Source organism: Acinetobacter sp. V116_7, assembly GCF_056735735.1.
The window spans coordinates 802,624-819,466 of sequence record NZ_JBWZIF010000028.1 but is presented as its reverse complement, the minus strand read 5'-3'; the positions used below and the strand labels follow the sequence as shown (position 1 = coordinate 819,466).

Sequence of the window (16,843 nt, the reverse complement as noted above, 5' to 3'; positions counted from 1 at the left end):
ATTAGTCAAAAGAAAACTCCAACCTATATGTGTTTAAGCAAGTGATCGCTAAGCTTCATCATCATTTTTAATGAGTGCTTTTGGTAAACCTGAATGTATTCCCCAGTAGTAACAACCAAGAGAAATCACCATAACTAAAAGTGTGTCAAACGGAGCTGCCAATAGGTGTGATGCACCATCACCAAAGCTGCCAAGGTAAGAAACAATAATCATTAAAATGTAGTAAACAAGAAGCCAAGCTGATGACTTTAATTGTTGAGCTAGGCTGACTTCTTGGGTTGGCACATAGCGTTTAAAAATGACATAGAGTGCAAACAATACGATTTGTGCGCCTAATAACCATGAAATGACATTCCAGCCAGACCAATAGACAATAAAAGAGGCAATCACGAAGGCAAGTGGGCCAAGAACAGTAAAGCCTTTTACATAGAATGGACGTTCAAGCTCAGGAGCATTACGACGTAAGGCACCCACTGTGACAGGAGCTAGGGCATAACTTAAAACTAACGCTGCCGAAACTACAGAAATTAATTTATCCCAAGATGGAAACGGCATAGTCCAAAATACAGAAAGTGCAAATGTTAACCATAATGCATAACGTGGAATGCCTGATTTTGGATCTACACGAGTAAAAATACGGAAGAACGTATTACTGTTCGACCATGCATAAATTACACGTGGAGTTGCAGCCATATAGATATTGCCGCAGCCAGACGGAGAGATAATAGCGTCTGAAACAACTAAAAGCGCTAACCATCCCAAACCTAATAACATGGCAATGTCGCGGTAAGGTAATGGGAACTTGTCACTGAGTCCTGACCAACCATTTGCTAACATATCGGTAGGTACAGCACCTAAGAAAGCAACTTGAAGCACTACATAAATAATCGTTGCTAAAACGACAGATAAGATGAGTGCAAAAGGAATGGTAAATTGAGGACGCTTTACTTCACTTGCCACTGAAATAATTGGCGTTAAACCTAAGTACGCAAAAATAATACCGCCAGCAGAGACAGCACCTTGTACGCCGTGAGCGCCCATTGGTGCAAACTCGGTCATTGAAAAGTTTGCCGGTTTAAAGTGATAGAGAAGTGCAACCATCACTAAAACTGGAACCGCAAACTTCAATGCACTGATGAGGTTGTTGGCAATTGCAAAGGTTTTTACGCTGTAATAATTCAAAGCAAAAAATACGCATAAAAGTGCAAACTGAAACAACCATCCAATGGTAGTTGGAGATCGGATGCCATCGTGTATTTCTGTAAGAGAAGGGAACCATGCGGCTGCATATTCTCGGGCAGCAACGACTTCAATTGCAATTAAACTTGAAAAGGCAATGACGGTCACAGAACCAAGTAAATATCCTTGTAAAGGACCATGTGAAAATACGGGATAACGGATAATACCGCCTGCTCGTGGTAAGGCTGCACCTAGCTCACAATAAATAATTCCCAGAATTAAAACGGCAAAGCCCCCAATAATCCATGACAATATACCCGCAGGGCCGGCTTGAGAGGCCACATGACTTGCTGAAAATAACCATCCAGAACCGAAAATGGCGCCTAAGCCAATGAATGTAAGATCCATTAGAGATAACTGCTTTTTAAACTGACTTGTCATTACGTTTTCCTTAACGACAGAACTATTGTTCTTTCATATATCGTATACGATATATGGTTGTTGGTAAATAGGGGAATTTTTATTCTATTTAATGGCAAAGAGTGATCTAAATATTGAGTAAGTTATTGTTTTTAATTTTGTTTAAATAATTTAAATTCCAAGGAAATAGCTTGAAAACCAAATTTTTTTTATAAAAAATTGGGAAAGGTTCGCTATTTTATTTGTTAAAAAGAACAATTCTTAAATATTTGTTGAGTAATTTACCATTTAAATTAATGGAAAATTCCATTTTTTGGAAAATATTGAATTAGAAATTGATTGAGTTGTTTTTAGGCAATGACCCATTTATTTTCAGTGCTTTATGGATGGCTTAATGATAGTTTTAGAGTTATCCGAAAGGACACAATAACGACGAACATACGAATAATAATGAATTGAAGGTAGGACCCAGTGTTTATTAGTGTATTTGATCTTTTTAAAATTGGTATTGGTCCATCTAGCTCCCATACAGTTGGACCCATGCGAGCGGCATATAGTTTTGTGGATGATTTATTAAAACAAAATGATCTACAAAACACGGTTAGAGTTCAGGTGAAGTTATATGGTTCGCTAGCAGCAACGGGTGTTGGTCATGCGACAGACAAGGCTATTTTGTTAGGCTTAATGGGCTTTGACCCTGAACATATTGATACTCAAGCAACTACAAACTTGATTGAAGATGTTCTTGAAAATAACGCCATCCAGCTTAATCAGCAAAAGAGTATTTCTTTTGACTATAAACGTGATGTGCTTTTTTTAGATGAATCTTTGCCTTATCACCCCAATGCAATGGAATTGATTGCATATAATGAGGCTAAAGAAATTTTATATGCAGAAACTTACTATTCGGTTGGTGGCGGTTTTATTATTAGTCAAAGACAATTAACACAAACCCAATCTGAAACCAGTGATGTTAAGGTTCCATATCCATTTCACAGTGCGGCTGAACTTTTAAGCTTATGTAAAACTCATCGTTTATCAATCAGTGAGTTAATGCTTGAGAATGAAAAAAGCTGGCGTAGTGAAAGTGAGATTCGCAGCAAAATTATGGACATCTGGAAGGTGATGCAACAATGCATTCACAATGGATTAATTAATGAAGGGATATTACCGGGCGGATTAAACGTAAAACGTCGGGCTAAAAAAATTCACGATAAATTATTACATAAGAAAAATTCAAACCTGATTGTGACGACTTTTCATGCCATGGAGTGGGTCAATTTATTTGCCTTAGCGGTAAATGAAGAAAATGCTGCTGGCGGCCGAGTAGTCACAGCTCCTACAAATGGTGCAGCTGGAATCATTCCGGCAGTTTTATATTACTACGTGACTTTTTCTAAAGATTTTTCCGAAGACAAAGTGGTTCGTTTCTTTTTGAGTGCAGCAGCAGTCGGCATTTTATGTAAGCTCAATGCATCTATTTCTGGTGCAGAAGTGGGATGTCAGGGCGAAGTAGGCTCAGCTTGTGCGATGGCTTCGGCTGGTTTAGCCGAGATTTTAGGTGCATCACCTGAACAAGTGGAACATGCAGCTGAAATTGGCCTTGAACATAACTTAGGTTTAACGTGTGACCCGATTGGTGGTTTGGTTCAGGTGCCTTGCATTGAGCGAAATGCAATTGCAGCCGTAAAAGCCATTAATGCAGCACAAATGGCACTTCATGATGAAGGTGAGCATTTTGTGACGCTCGATAAAGTCATTCAGACCATGAAAGAAACAGGCAGAGATATGTCTGAGAAATATAAAGAAACTTCAAAAGGTGGCCTCGCTGTTAATGCAATTGAGTGCTAAATAATCAGATGGGGCGAGGCCTCTTATTGCTTATTGGATGTTCAAGGGCTGCATCGCAATTTTGATGAAGCCCGTTTTGTCGACTAAATGTGGAAGACGAAAACATGAATGCATTAGGCGACGTGTGGGCTGGTGTTATCTGTCTATGTCTAATGCTTTGCCTCGACAGCTTAAAAATAACTGATTTTGATGCCAAGCCAATTGCCCTGAAACAATAGTTGTATCGACTTGATAGCGGAAGGTTTTATTTTGAAATGGCGTCCAGTTACATCGCATATAGTTTTTTTGATCTTTAACTGCAATAGCCTCTTTATTTTCTTTAAGTAGAACCAAATCTGCCCAATAACCTTCACGGATATATCCACGATTTTTGAGTTTAAATAAATCAGCGACTTGGTGTGATGTTTTCTTAACCATTGTTTCTATACTTATTTTTTTATCTGCCACAAGTTCCATGAGTGCTGGAACAGCATGTTGAACCAAAGGCAGCCCAGCGGGTGCTTTTAAATAAGATTGTTGTTTTTCGTCCCATGTATGCGGTGCGTGATCTGTACCAATAATATCTAAGCGATTGGACTGAGCAATCGCAGAGATGAGTGCATCTTTGTCTTGTTGAGTTTTAATTGCTGGATTACATTTTATTAAATGTCCAAGCGCAGCATAGTCTGATTCATCAAAACTAAGATGGTGAATACATACTTCAGCAGAAATATGCTTTAGATTTAAAGGTAAATCTTTAAACAAACACAATTCTTTGGCTGTACTTATATGTAAAACATGCAGTTGGGTCCCATATTTTTCCGCTAAAGACACCGCTAAACGTGAACTCTCAAAGCATGCTTGTTTATCCCGAATTTTAGGGTGTATATGTGCTGGAATATATTCACCATATTTCCCGAAATATAAATTTTCTCTTTCTTTAATGCGAGGGGTATATTCGCAATGCGTTAAAAGAATAGTCGGGACATTAGCAAACAATCGTTCAAGAATTTGTAGGTCATCAACTAACATATTGCCAGTAGAGGCTCCCATAAAAACTTTTACGCCGCTGATGAGCTTGGGGTTAAGCTGCTCAATAATATCTAGATTTTCAGAACTTACTCCAAAATGAAAGGCATAATTTGCCATGCTATATTGGGCGGCAATTTGTCTTTTTTGCATTAAGGCATCTAAAGATATTGTTGGGGGATTCGTGTTTGGCATATCCATATAACTGGTAATTCCGCCAATGACTGCTGCCATAGATTCCGAAGCAATACTGCCTTTATGTGGTGAACCTGGATCTCTAAAATGGACTTGATCATCGATCATTCCTGGAATCAGCCAGTTCCCGTTCGCATGAATGGTTTTAGCATTAACAACATGAGAAATTGATGGAGCAATTTTTTCGATTCGACCATCTTGAATAAGTACATCTACAAATTCCTGTTTTCCCTCATTCACTAAATTGGCATCACGGATAATGATTTTAGAATAGGGTTTAAAACTCATTTTGTAATGCCTTATAGCCTTTGACCAATTCAATATTTGTTGAGACAACACTCTCTGAAAACTCACTAATAGAGATATCAACCGGAGGGTATTGGTCTAAGTCGGTTTTAGAGTTGATGTAGCTCATTGCAGGGACATAAAAATGGTTCGGTAAATCACGACCATCGACGACTGCGTTATGACGAATAGCGCTGTGATGACCGACCTTAGAGTTAAATATAACGCTGTTGAAACCGACAAAAACATGATGACCAATTTCACAAGGCCCATGAATAATTGAACGATGAGCAATTGATGTATTTTCACCAATCACAACGGATGCACCAGCTTTGGAGTGAATCACAACACCATCTTGGATATTGGAATTTGAACCAATAATGATAGGTTTCATCTCTCCATTTTCGTCGGTTTCATCTGCACGAATCACCGCATAAGGGCCAATAAATACATTGGCATGAACAATGACTTTGCCGCAAATAATAGCGGTCTGATCGACATAGGCTGATTGATCAATAACAGGGAGATGGCCAGATGGATTTTTACGTAGCATTGGATTACCGTTTAAATCTGTTTATTTAAGTTGGGATGTTGAGGGTAGTAAGTTGAAACTATTTAATTTGTGACAAACAAAAGTCATTTTTATAAAAATCCTGATCAGTTTCAGATATATATAAAATTCCCTACCACTGCCATGTCCCTTGGGCTACAGCATCATGTGCATGCAAACTTTCTGCATGAGTCACTTTAAATTTGAAACCATGAATATTTTTGTGATGTATAAACGAACCATAAAGGCGTCTTAATGCGTCTTCGCAGAACATTAGATTTTGACCGTTGGCAACCGCAAATGCCTGTTCATCAATACGCTTCACGGCAGTTTGCACAGGAGTCATTAATGCCAGTTCAGCTCGGTTTATAAATTCGATGAGAGGAATGTTTTGAAGATTTTGATCTAATTTAAATTGAAGGAGGGCAAAACTTCTTTGGCTATGGGGCGTTGCTGCAATTGCATCTGTGGTATTTAACCAGTTCATAATGTCTTGTTGGTCAAGTCGAATTTCTTGGTTTTGTAAAGCCGACTCAAACCGTTGTTGAATAATATTTCTTGAAAGTGCCGCAGAGCATGGGCAGGTTGAAGAATAGGGGATCTCGACTTTTAATTCTGCCTCAAATTGATCATTAGAAAGTTGGCCTGACAAAACAAAAGGATAGCTTTTCCACCCTGAAAGCTTGCTGACTAAGGCTGGTCGCTCGATATAAAGTTTACTGTGAATTTCAATTTTGGCATGCTGCGATAAATCTTGATGGCTGTCTAAAAAGTCCTCCAAAACTAATTTCAGATTAAACATATTTATGTTTTCGAGCGATGTTAGCTCTAAAAGCCGTGTGTAAAGACGCGACATATGAATGCCTTTTGCTAAAGGATCATCCAGACTGACATAAGCATTTATGTGGCTTGGGCATAAGGTATTTTCAATTCGAACGGGTAATGCAATGTTTTCCATGCCAACCCAATCAAGGCGGTGGCTATAGGCATTTGGTAAAGTTGGCTCGGCAGATATATCTGGGAGAACAAGGTTCATTTATTAGAGACTTATACTGTGATATTAATGTTATGTTATAACATAACATTAATAGATGGCAAGTTTGCTATAGGCCTTAATGGAGTTAAAGAACATTGAATAAGTAAAAATAGATATGTAAGCTCCTTGTCTCTTTCCGTAATGGTAGGACGAGTGAGGGACACCTTTGGGTGTGCTGGAGTCTTAAGGCCAGTCCGCGACCCCTCCTTCGTTTTGCCACCATAAATCTTATGTTTTGGCAGAACTTCTAATAAAAAGAGAAGCTAACGGTCATTTATTAAAGCCTAAGCTCAAATATTTACTTTAATTTTCAATCCCAATTTAACAATAAATTTTAATTATTTAGCCTTACTTTTTTAATGATTTAATTTAAAACAAATGGCATTTTGCGTGCTTGACTGCAATAGGGTTGGGCACTATCCTTTGCCTGCTGGCCACATTGCCAGTCGGTTTTGACAGACCGTTTCACTCACACATCAGAGCTATTCCATCTGAGGAACAGTTTTGTGTGTACTCTCGTTCCCTCCCGTAGCGGTAGGACGGGAGAGGGACACCTATGGTGTGCTAGTTGAGTGACTAGTCTGTCAACCCTCTTCCGTTCTGCCACCATAATTCTTAATTAATGCTCTGGCAGAACTCCCAATAAAAAGGAGTTGGCTTTGCACATCCATTATTTCTTGGCTCTCAATGCCAAAAGCTATAACGACACAGCTTAAAAAATTAAAGCAGCTTGATCACCCTAAGGTTTTCAGGCTTTAAGTCATTTTTACTTAAAACTTAGCAATAACAAATTTGAGATGTGCCAAGCACAGTCTTTATAGGCTTTGCTGTGCCTTTTTTTCTCCCAAAAAAAGTATCTCATTTAGAAACAACAAGAATTTATAACGGTAAAACCATGCCAAATTTAGTTCTCCCAACACGTGCCATGCAAGTCATTAATACGTCGATTTATTTATTTCACTATTTTGGATTTCATACTGTTGGGGTCGATAGAATCGTAAAAGAGTCAAAAATCCCAAAAGCGACATTTTATAACTACTTTCACTCGAAAGAGCGTTTTATTGAAATCTGTTTGACTGTGCAGAAAGAACGATTAAAAGAAAAAGTGGTTTCAATTGCTGAGTACCATCAAGGCGCAAGTGTGGGGGAGAAACTCAAGAAACTTTATTTCTTACACACCGATGTAGACGGGATGTACTACCTATTATTTAAAGCTATTTTTGAAACGAAACTGAGCTATCCAAAAGCCTATCAAATCGCGGTGAGGTATCGAACATGGCTCATCAATGAGATCTATAGCCAGCTTATAAAGCTAAAAACCGATGCGACTTTTCAGGATGCAAAACTATTTTTATATATGATTGAAGGCACAATCATTCAGCTTTTAAGCTCAGATGGGGCAGTCGATCGGGAAAAGGTGCTGGATTGTTTTCTAAATTCTAAATAGAAGGTCAAAGCGTTAATAAACTTTGGCTTCGTGTATTAAAAAAAACCTTGATGAAATGGACAAGGCCTTATTTACTTTAAACTTGTTTGTTCAGCTCAGGTGGTAAATGCTGCGCCAAATAATCAATTGCAAGACGGGTTTTAAGTGGCATAAAAGGCAGCGTAGGCCATACCAAATGAATCGGAAAAGCAATGCTCGACATGGTTTCTAACACTTGTACGAGCTTACCATCCTGTAATTCATTTTGAATGAGCCAATCGGGCAGCCAAGCGATACCAGCTCCAGCAAGCGCTGCATTTTTAATGGCCTGCAAGTCATTTAAAAGAAGCTTTGCTTTGGGTTTAATAAATAAAGGCTCGCTATTTTCCTTTTGAAGTTGCCATTTTTTTATTTGACCAAAATGCGGATCGGCAATTGTGGCGTGGTGGTCTAAGTCTTCAATATGTTCTAGGGGACCTGCTTCATTTAAATAGTCAGGTGAGGCACAAAGTAGCATTCGATGCTCACCAATCGGTTTGGCAACCAACTGAGTGGTGTCAGGTAACGTTCCGATTCGGATGCATAAATCAAAACCTTCTTCGACCAAGTCTACAGTCCGATCATTAAATGAAATTTCTAGCTGTAAGTCCGAATGCTCTTGAGCAAATTTAACCATGAGTGGGGCTGCAAAGAGTTGCCCGAACAGCACTGGCACAGACATTCGTAAACGGCCTGTTGCATGAATTTTCCCTTGGTCTAATAAAGCCGCTGCATTTTGTATTTCACTTAACGCTCGGCGGCTATGCTCATAAAACAAAGCACCTTCGTCAGTCATACTAAGCGAACGTGTTGTTCTTTTAAATAAAGCAACACCAAGCTGATCTTCAAGGCGAGCAATATTTTTACTAATGGCTGAGCGGGTTAAATGCAATTGCTCGGCAGCTTTTACAAAACTTCCAGCTTCAACCACAGTCACAAATATAGAAATTGCACTTAGCTCATGTTGCATGATTGTTGCCTAAAAGGAACCAATGATAAGAAATAATATCACCACTGTTGAATTTATTGTGGAGTTAATATGGCTTCATCAAAAACGTGGAGATGGTCATGGCTAAAATATTGGTATTAAAATCCAGCATTATGGGTGAGGGTTCACAAACCAATCGCCTAATCGATGTAATGCTTGAACATCGAAAAGACCAAGGTTTGCAAGATGACATCACCATACGTAATTTAGCGGAAATGAATCTGCCTGTATTAGATTTGGAAATTTTCCAAGCGCTGCGTGGGGCTGAAAATAACAATCAAGACATTAAACAAATCGTTGCTTTATCTGATGAATTAATTGCTGAATTAAAAAGTGCCGATTTATTGGTCATTGGCGCACCTATGTACAATTTAAATGTTCCGACTCAACTCAAAAACTGGTTTGATTTAGTGGCACGCGCAAGACAAACATTCCGCTACACCGAAACTTACCCTCAAGGTTTGGTGGAAGGAGTAAAGGCCGTGGTGGTAAGTAGTCGAGGCGGTATTCATGTCGGCCAAGAAACTGAGGTAGTCACGCCTTATCTCAAAGCAGTGTTAGGTCTAATGGGCATTCATGGAGTCGATTTTATCTATGCAGAAGGCCTAGATATGCAGGCTTATCGCAGCAATGCTTTAGATTTGGCAAATCAGCAAGTCAAAGAATTTGCCATTTAAATCGTAACCTGAAACTCTTGTATCTTGAATGAGATAACAAGAGTTTCTAAGTCTATTTAAATCACATTTCTGAGTTCATTTGCTGTGTTGCGAAGCAATGGCAAGATTTGCTGAACCAAATAATCTTCTTGTACACGGTTGGTTTGAGACATGCAGTTAAGCGCTGCTATAGCTTGACCTTGAGCATTAAATACAGGCACTGCAATCGCAATTACGCCAAGCTCATGTTCTTCTTTAGAAAGACAATAATCCGATAACGTAATGTCCTTAAGCACTTCAAAAAACTTGGACTCATCTACAATGGTAAACGGGGTTAAGCGTTTTAAACCATAAGTTTTGACCCATGCATGCTGAGCTTCTTCTGGCAGTGCTGCCAGTAATACTTTACCTGTGGACGTGGCATGGGCAGGGAGTCGGTTTCCTAAATGCATGCCATAAGGGCTAACACGTAAATTATCTTGCTGCGGTAAATAACTACGGGCAATTGGCACCACTTCGTTATCATCTAACACCACAATTGAAAACGTCAGAGATGTTTGCGCGCACAAAAGATTTAGAAATGATTGAGCAACTTTAGGCAGGTGGGCAGAGCTTAAATAAGAACTCGAAAAGCGCAGCACGCGATGAGTAAGCCAAAAATAATGTTCATCTGTTTCTAAATAGCCTAAGTATTTTAAAGTTTTTAGATAACGCCTTGCCGCGGTACGACTAATGCCAGTTCGCTCGGCCACTTGAGTCACATTGAGCCGTTGCCGATCTGTTCCAAAAGCTTCGAGTAAAGCTAAACCTTTTGCTAACCCTGCAATGTAGTCTTCTTGACGAATTTTCTCATGCGAGTTTGGGTGCTCTAAAAAAGCATCGAGAGAAGGCATCCTTTCATTCCTGTTATTTTGGTTGTTTCTGTCCGCTATTCGGACAAACTAAATGATAAACGGTTATTTTCGTCTTGGATACATAGTGCACAAAACTTAAAGCCAGTAATTTAAAAGTCAGGATGAAACAAGGATGAAGTTATGGATATTTTAAAGACACAGGTTGCAATTATTGGATCTGGACCAGCAGGTTTATTGCTTGGGCAACTTTTATATAAAGCTGGCATCGACCATATTATTGTTGAGCAACGTAGTGCTGAATATGTGGCTTCACGGATTCGTGCAGGAATTTTAGAGCAAGTTTCGGTCGACTTGCTGAAACAAGCAGGCGTTGACCAAAACCTAAAAGACAAAGGATTACCGCATTCGGGCATCGAAATCTTAACCAATGGTGAATTGCATCGCGTTGATTTAGCCGCACTCACGGGTGGTAAACAAGTGACTGTATATGGTCAGACCGAAGTCACCAAAGATTTAATGACTGCGCGTGAAGCGGAGCAGCTCACTTCATTTTATGAAGCTCAAAATGTACAAGTGAAAGATTTTTACACTGCACCAAAAGTTGAGTTTGAGTACCAAGGTAAATCTTTTCAAATTCAGTGTGACTTTATAGCAGGGTGTGATGGCTACCATGGTGTCTGCCGTGCCAGCGTGCCAGAAGATAAAATTAAAACCTTTGAAAAAGTTTATCCGTTTGGCTGGTTAGGGGTGTTGGCAGACGTTCCACCTGTAGCCGATGAACTGATTTACGTACAGTCAGAACGTGGATTTGCTTTATGCAGTATGCGTTCTGAAACGCGTAGCCGTTATTATTTACAAGTTCCTTTAACAGATCACATCGAAGACTGGTCAGATGAAAAGTTCTGGGATGAGTTGAAAAATCGCCTAGATCCTGAAAGCCGTGAAAAGCTAGTGACAGGACCTTCTATTGAAAAAAGTATCGCGCCGTTACGTAGCTTTGTGACCGAGCCAATGCGTTTCGGAAAACTATTTTTAGCAGGTGATGCTGCGCATATTGTGCCACCGACAGGAGCAAAAGGCCTAAATCTCGCTGCGTCTGATATTGCTTATTTATCAAGTGCACTTGTTGAATATTATGTTGAAGGTTCCGAGCAAGGGATTGATCAATATTCAGAGAAATGCCTACAACGTGTATGGAAAGCAGAGCGTTTTTCTTGGTGGATGACTCATTTATTGCATCGCTTTGAAACTGAAAGTGAGTTTGACCATAAAATTAAGCAAGCCGAGCTAAGTTATGTACTGGGTTCAATTGCGGGTAAAACCACATTGGCTGAAAACTATGTCGGTTTGCCTTATGAGATTAAGCAAATTGATAGTTTTAAGCACGCAAGCTAAAGACTAGATAAGAAATAAAAAGGGCATGAAAATGCTCTTTTTTTATATAAAAAACTCAGAGGAAAGAAATAGACTAAGAGATTGTTTTGCTTAAAAGATCAGCATTAATAAAAGCTTTTGTCACATTTTTTCAGTATATTGCTATTAATTTCTTTATTTATAAATTCTAAGTTTGTATGGAACAGGACCAAGCACGCATACCTAAATATATTCCTATTCGCGATGCAATTGCCCACGATATTGAATCGGGTGTATTAGAAGCCCACGCAAAACTCCCATCAGAAAGAGTGCTTTCGGAGCAATTCCAAACCACTCGTGTGGCTGCACGTGAAGCTTTACTGGCTTTGGAAACTGATGGCTTGATTTATCGCTTGGACCGCCGTGGTTGGTATGTTCGTTCTCCTCGTATTATTTATCACCCGCAATCGACAAAAAACTTTAATCAGTTTGTGATTGAACAAGGCTATGAACCTTCTACAGAAGTGATTTCGAGTGAACTAACTCAGGCCACTTCTTGGGATGCCAAGCATTTAAAAGTTGAAAAAGGGCATCCGATTTATTCAGTTTGGCGACGTCGTTGTATTAATGGGCGACCTGTTTTGGTTGAACATTTACGGGTGAATGCCGAACTTTTCCCCGAGTTTTTAACTCATGATCTCAAGCAATCCATTACTTTACTGATGGCAAATCAATATAACTGCCATATCACCAGAGCTGACATTAACTTGTATCCAACCGCTTTATCGGAGCAGCAGGCCAAAGCACTGCATGTCAATGTGGGCGCGCTCGGGTTATATATTTGTCGTAGCAACAGAAATGAAGAAGGCGTAATTACCGATGTTGACCAAGAATATTGGCTACATGATGTTTTAGATTTGCATTTCGAAGCGCGAGCATAAAAATATAATCTGGTTTAAACCAGATTAATTAAACTGTCATATAAAGCTGTTGAAATACAGTCATCAAATAATTGCATTCGATGGTTTGCAGATGAAACAGTATGTTCAACAGACAATTAAACTTGGCACTGCATCAGTTTTAGGTGTAGTGGTCGCTATTCAAATGGGATGTTCATCAGCAACATCAAAACAATCAGAAGAAATTACAGTCTATACGGCAGTGGAAGCCGACCAGCTTAAACAGTACCAAGAAGAACTACATAAAGCCTATCCTGAACTCAAAGTAAAATGGGTACGTGATTCAACAGGTGTAATCACCGCTAAACTTTTGGCAGAGCAGAAAAACCCACAAGCAGATGTAGTTTTTGGTGTGGCTTTAACCAGTTTGCTGGTCATGGAAAAGAAGGATATGCTTGAGCCTTTTAAACCAGAAGGCATCCAAAATTTAAAACCAGAATTTGTGAGCCAAAAATCTGTACCGACTTGGACGGGTATGGATGCATGGGAATCTGCAATTTGTGTCAATAAAATAGAATTAGAAAAACATAAATTACCGATTCCAAAAACTTGGAAAGATTTAACCAATCCAATTTATAAAAACCTGATTGTGATGCCAAATCCGGCTTCGAGTGGAACAGGGTATTTAGATGTCACGGCTTGGATGCAAATTTGGGGTGAAAAGCAAGCATGGGATTACATGCATGCTTTAGATAAAAACATTTCACAATATCCTCACTCGGGTTCAAAACCTTGCAAAATGGCTGCACAGGGCGAAATTCCAATTGGTGTTTCTTTTGGGTATCCGGCATTTAAATTAAAAGCAGAAGGCGCACCTTTGGAAGTGGTTTATCCAACTGAAGGTTTAGGCTGGGAAATGGAAGCATCAGCAATTGTGAAAGGAACGAAGAAATTAAATAGTGCACAGAAATTTATAAATTGGTCGGTAAGTAAAGTGGCAAATGAAGCCTATGCACACAACTTTTCAATGGTGGCTTATAAAGGCATTGAAAATACCACCATGGACTTCCCAAAAAACCTTCCTCAAATGCTCGTAAAAAATGATTTTTATTGGGCGGCCGAGCAGCGTGAACGTATTTTGGCTGAATGGTCAAAGCGTTTTGAAAAGTGATCTTTTGGATAAGGGCCTCATTATGCAAATACCTTCGTCATTGCAATCATCGCTGCTGGGTCAAAACCAAAAGGGCGAGTTAGCAGGGCATTTACTGTCGTCATTAACGACCTATAAATATCCTGAACATGGTCCGTCGGTTTTAGAAGTGGTGGATATTCAAAAAAAGTTCCAACACTTTCAGGCCCTAACGCATATTAATTTAGACCTTAAAGCTGGTGAGTTCGTGAGCTTTTTAGGGCCTTCTGGATGCGGTAAAACCACATTACTACGGATAATTGCGGGTCTAGAAAAACCTGATTATGGAAAAGTCATAAAAAAGGGCACAGACATTACGGTGTTGAGTGCTGAAAAACGTCACTGTGGCATTGTGTTTCAGAACTATGCGTTATTTCCAAACTTAAACGTTGAAGAAAATATTGCGTTTGGCTTAGACAAAAAGAAGTGGGACAAGGTACAGCGTAGTCAACGAGTTCAGGAGTTATTAGAACTGATTGAATTACCCGATATTGCTAAAAAATATCCAAACCAATTGTCGGGTGGGCAGCAGCAACGTGTTGCGCTTGCTCGGGCAATTGCACCGAAACCTGATATTTTACTGCTCGATGAACCTTTGTCTGCACTCGATGCTCAGGTACGTCTAAACCTGAGACAAAAGATTCGCTCAATTCAATCACAGCTTAATTTGCCAACCATTATGGTCACGCACGATCAAGAAGAAGCGTTAAGCATTTCAGACCGTGTGGTGGTCATGAATCATGGCGTCATTGAGCAGATTGATACACCGCACAATATTTACTACAAGCCTCAAACCCAATTCGTTGCAAAGTTTATTGGCACTATGAACTTTTTAAAAGCTACTTGTTCAGTCACCAATCAGCTCGAGGTTTTAGGTTTTATTCCTTTAAATTTGGAGCAGCAAAAACTTAAAGCAGGGCAAAACTTCAGCATTGGTTTTAGACCCGAAGCTGTCGAGTTGGTTGATGATTTTGGTAGTGATAAAGAGTCGTTGTATTTGCCAGTTAAAGTATTAAGCACTGAATTTTTAGGTGCAAAACGCCGTTTGTTTTGTACCATTCATATCGATGGAGTTGAGCAGGCAAAACACCTTTTGCAAATTGAAATTGAAAATACCAAGTTCAAATCTTTGCAAGAACTCATGTTTATAAAAGTGCCTAATCAGCTCATTCATGTCTTTGACGAACAAGGGTACGCACTATGTTAAATGAAGCTGCTTCAGCGGTTTTAAAAACACAGCCGCGTCGAAAAACTGAATATTCATTAAGATCAAATATTGCTTTAGCTACCGTCGCAATCGCTTTGACTTTAGCGATTATTACTCCTTTAATGATGCTGTTTGAAACTGCATTTTTTGATGAAAATCAGCAGTTTGTTGGCCTTGAAAACTTCTATAATTATTTTGCAAGTCCAGCTTTAGTCAGCTCTGTATTTAACTCGGTGTGGGTTGCTTGTGCTGCTACTGTCATTACAGTATTTCTTGCCAGTATTTATGCTTTTGCACTTACCAACGTCAATATGAAAGGCAAAGGCTTCTTTAAAGTGGTCGCTTTTTTACCGATTTTAGCGCCGTCACTTTTGCCTTCTTTGGCATTGGTTTATTTGTTTGGTAAGCAAGGTGTATTGAAACCTTTGCTGGGCGATATACAAATTTATGGCCCAATCGGTATTTTAATCAGTTATTGCTTTTGGCTGTTTCCAGCAATTCTAATGTTGATGATGGTGTCTTTTCGCAGTGTCGATCAGCGTTTAATTGAGGCCTCTTTGTCACTCGGCAAAAATATCTGGAGAACCCATTACCATGTGACTTTACCTGCAATTCGTTATGGACTCATCAGTGCAAGTTTAGTGGCTTTTATTTATGTACTGACCGATTTTGGTATTCCAAAAGTCATTGGCGGTTCATTTAACATGATGGCGCTTGATGTCTATAAACAGATTATTGGTCAGCAAAACATGAGCATGGGTGCGGTGATTTCCATCTTGTTATTGCTACCAGCAGTTTTTGTGTTCATTTTTGATCGTATACAAAGCAAGCGTCATACACGTTTTCAAGCTTTTCAGGCTAAACCTTATGTCTCTGCACCGAATAAAAAACTTGAAGTCGTTCTGAGCTTATTTTGTGGTTTGGTTTCAGGCTCGATTTTACTGATTATTTTAACGGCTGTGTTGGCTTCATTTATTCAGTCTTGGCCTTATGATTTGTCTTTGACCTTGGCACATTACAGTTTTGAATATGTCGATGGCGGCGGTTGGGCTGCGTACTTCAACTCGGTTCGCATGGCACTCTTTAGTACAGTTTTTGGAACGGCACTCATTTTTATGGTGGCACTGTTAACCGAACGTTTTAAGGCACATCCTGTCATTAAAAACTATGTACAAGCTTTGGTTTTACTGCCACTCGCTGTGCCGGGTTTGGTCTTGGGTATTGCTTATATTTTGTTTTTTAACCAGCAAAGCAACCCGTTAAATGTGTTGTATGGAACCATGACCATTTTGGTGATTTCAACCATCGTGCATTATTACACTGTGCCACACCTCACTTTAAGCAATGCCATTACACAAATTCCGCTACAGCTCGACCAAGCAGCACAAACTTTAGGAACATCAAAGTGGAAAACCTTTTGGAAAGTATATTTGCCAATGTGTTTTCCAGCGCTATGCGATGTGTCGGTCTATATTTTTGTGAATGCCATGACCACTGTGTCGGCTGCCATTTTCCTCTATTCACCAGACACAAGTTTAGCTGCGGTGGCTGTTTTGAATATGGATGATGCGGGAGACACGGTTGCTGCTGTTGCGATGAGCATTCTCATTTTGACAACCTCATGTGTTGTAAAACTCATTCACTGGTTATTTACCAGAAAAATTATGGCAAGAAGTCAGCAATGGCGCGAAAGCGCTCACTAAGTTTT

General features: G+C 39.5%; 14 protein-coding genes. 8 read left to right on the top strand and 6 right to left on the bottom strand.

Translation table 11 applies throughout. The features are described from left to right. Positions 1-48: 48 nt before the first annotated feature. On the bottom strand, positions 49-1,620 hold the full coding sequence (locus tag AC1PJP_RS17825) for an APC family permease (RefSeq protein WP_013198264.1): 1,572 nt from the start codon (positions 1,618-1,620) through the stop codon (positions 49-51). A gap of 450 nt (positions 1,621-2,070) precedes the next feature. Here AC1PJP_RS17825 and AC1PJP_RS17820 point away from each other — a divergent pair, with 450 nt between their 5' ends. Then, positions 2,071-3,450, top strand: a complete 1,380-nt coding sequence (locus AC1PJP_RS17820) for an L-serine ammonia-lyase (RefSeq protein ID WP_479767935.1) — start codon at positions 2,071-2,073, stop codon at positions 3,448-3,450. A 135-nt stretch (positions 3,451-3,585) separates the two neighbouring features. Here AC1PJP_RS17820 and AC1PJP_RS17815 read toward each other — a convergent pair whose 3' ends face one another. From AC1PJP_RS17815 to folE2, 3 genes are all read right to left on the bottom strand, one after another. Then, positions 3,586-4,941 (bottom strand): dihydroorotase, encoded by a 1,356-nt coding sequence (locus tag AC1PJP_RS17815; protein WP_479767934.1) that lies wholly within the window; start codon positions 4,939-4,941, stop codon positions 3,586-3,588. After that, positions 4,931-5,491 (bottom strand): gamma carbonic anhydrase family protein, encoded by a 561-nt coding sequence (locus tag AC1PJP_RS17810; protein ID WP_479767932.1) that lies wholly within the window; start codon positions 5,489-5,491, stop codon positions 4,931-4,933. The genes AC1PJP_RS17815 and AC1PJP_RS17810 overlap by 11 nt, the downstream gene beginning before the upstream one ends. Positions 5,492-5,621: 130 nt before the next feature. Next, entirely contained in the window at positions 5,622-6,524 is a 903-nt protein-coding gene (gene folE2 / locus AC1PJP_RS17805; protein ID WP_479767930.1) for a GTP cyclohydrolase FolE2, read from the bottom strand. Positions 6,525-7,419: 895 nt separating this feature from the next. Here folE2 and AC1PJP_RS17800 point away from each other — a divergent pair. Next, entirely contained in the window at positions 7,420-7,971 is a 552-nt protein-coding gene (locus AC1PJP_RS17800; RefSeq protein WP_479767928.1) for a TetR/AcrR family transcriptional regulator, read from the top strand. 76 nt (positions 7,972-8,047) lie between these two features. Here the strand turns inward: AC1PJP_RS17800 and AC1PJP_RS17795 are convergent, their stop codons facing one another. After that, a complete protein-coding gene (locus AC1PJP_RS17795; protein ID WP_479767926.1) occupies positions 8,048-8,959 on the bottom strand; it encodes a LysR family transcriptional regulator in 912 nt (303 codons plus the stop codon). Between the two features lie 98 nt (positions 8,960-9,057). Here AC1PJP_RS17795 and AC1PJP_RS17790 point away from each other — a divergent pair, with 98 nt between their 5' ends. Next, positions 9,058-9,654, top strand: coding sequence for an NAD(P)H-dependent oxidoreductase (locus tag AC1PJP_RS17790; RefSeq protein ID WP_479767924.1), 597 nt, complete (start codon positions 9,058-9,060; stop codon positions 9,652-9,654). Positions 9,655-9,710: 56 nt separating this feature from the next. Here the strand turns inward: AC1PJP_RS17790 and pobR are convergent, their stop codons facing one another. Beyond that, entirely contained in the window at positions 9,711-10,526 is an 816-nt protein-coding gene (gene pobR, locus AC1PJP_RS17785; RefSeq protein WP_252059829.1) for an IclR family transcriptional regulator PobR, read from the bottom strand. 141 nt (positions 10,527-10,667) lie between these two features. Here pobR and pobA point away from each other — a divergent pair, with 141 nt between their 5' ends. The 5 genes from pobA to AC1PJP_RS17760 all read left to right on the top strand — a co-directional run bounded on the left by pobA (position 10,668) and on the right by AC1PJP_RS17760 (position 16,838). After that, on the top strand, positions 10,668-11,882 hold the full coding sequence (gene pobA, locus AC1PJP_RS17780) for a 4-hydroxybenzoate 3-monooxygenase (protein WP_479767922.1): 1,215 nt from the start codon (positions 10,668-10,670) through the stop codon (positions 11,880-11,882). A 176-nt stretch (positions 11,883-12,058) separates the two neighbouring features. After that, positions 12,059-12,781 (top strand): UTRA domain-containing protein, encoded by a 723-nt coding sequence (locus AC1PJP_RS17775; RefSeq protein WP_000434318.1) that lies wholly within the window; start codon positions 12,059-12,061, stop codon positions 12,779-12,781. 91 nt (positions 12,782-12,872) lie between these two features. After that, positions 12,873-13,910 (top strand): putative 2-aminoethylphosphonate ABC transporter substrate-binding protein, encoded by a 1,038-nt coding sequence (locus tag AC1PJP_RS17770; RefSeq protein ID WP_479767919.1) that lies wholly within the window; start codon positions 12,873-12,875, stop codon positions 13,908-13,910. Positions 13,911-13,932: 22 nt separating this feature from the next. Next, on the top strand, positions 13,933-15,135 hold the full coding sequence (locus tag AC1PJP_RS17765; RefSeq protein ID WP_479767917.1) for an ABC transporter ATP-binding protein: 1,203 nt from the start codon (positions 13,933-13,935) through the stop codon (positions 15,133-15,135). Further along, positions 15,129-16,838, top strand: a complete 1,710-nt coding sequence (locus AC1PJP_RS17760; protein WP_479767915.1) for a putative 2-aminoethylphosphonate ABC transporter permease subunit — start codon at positions 15,129-15,131, stop codon at positions 16,836-16,838. Before AC1PJP_RS17765 ends, AC1PJP_RS17760 begins: the two co-directional genes overlap by 7 nt. Positions 16,839-16,843 lie beyond the last annotated feature (5 nt).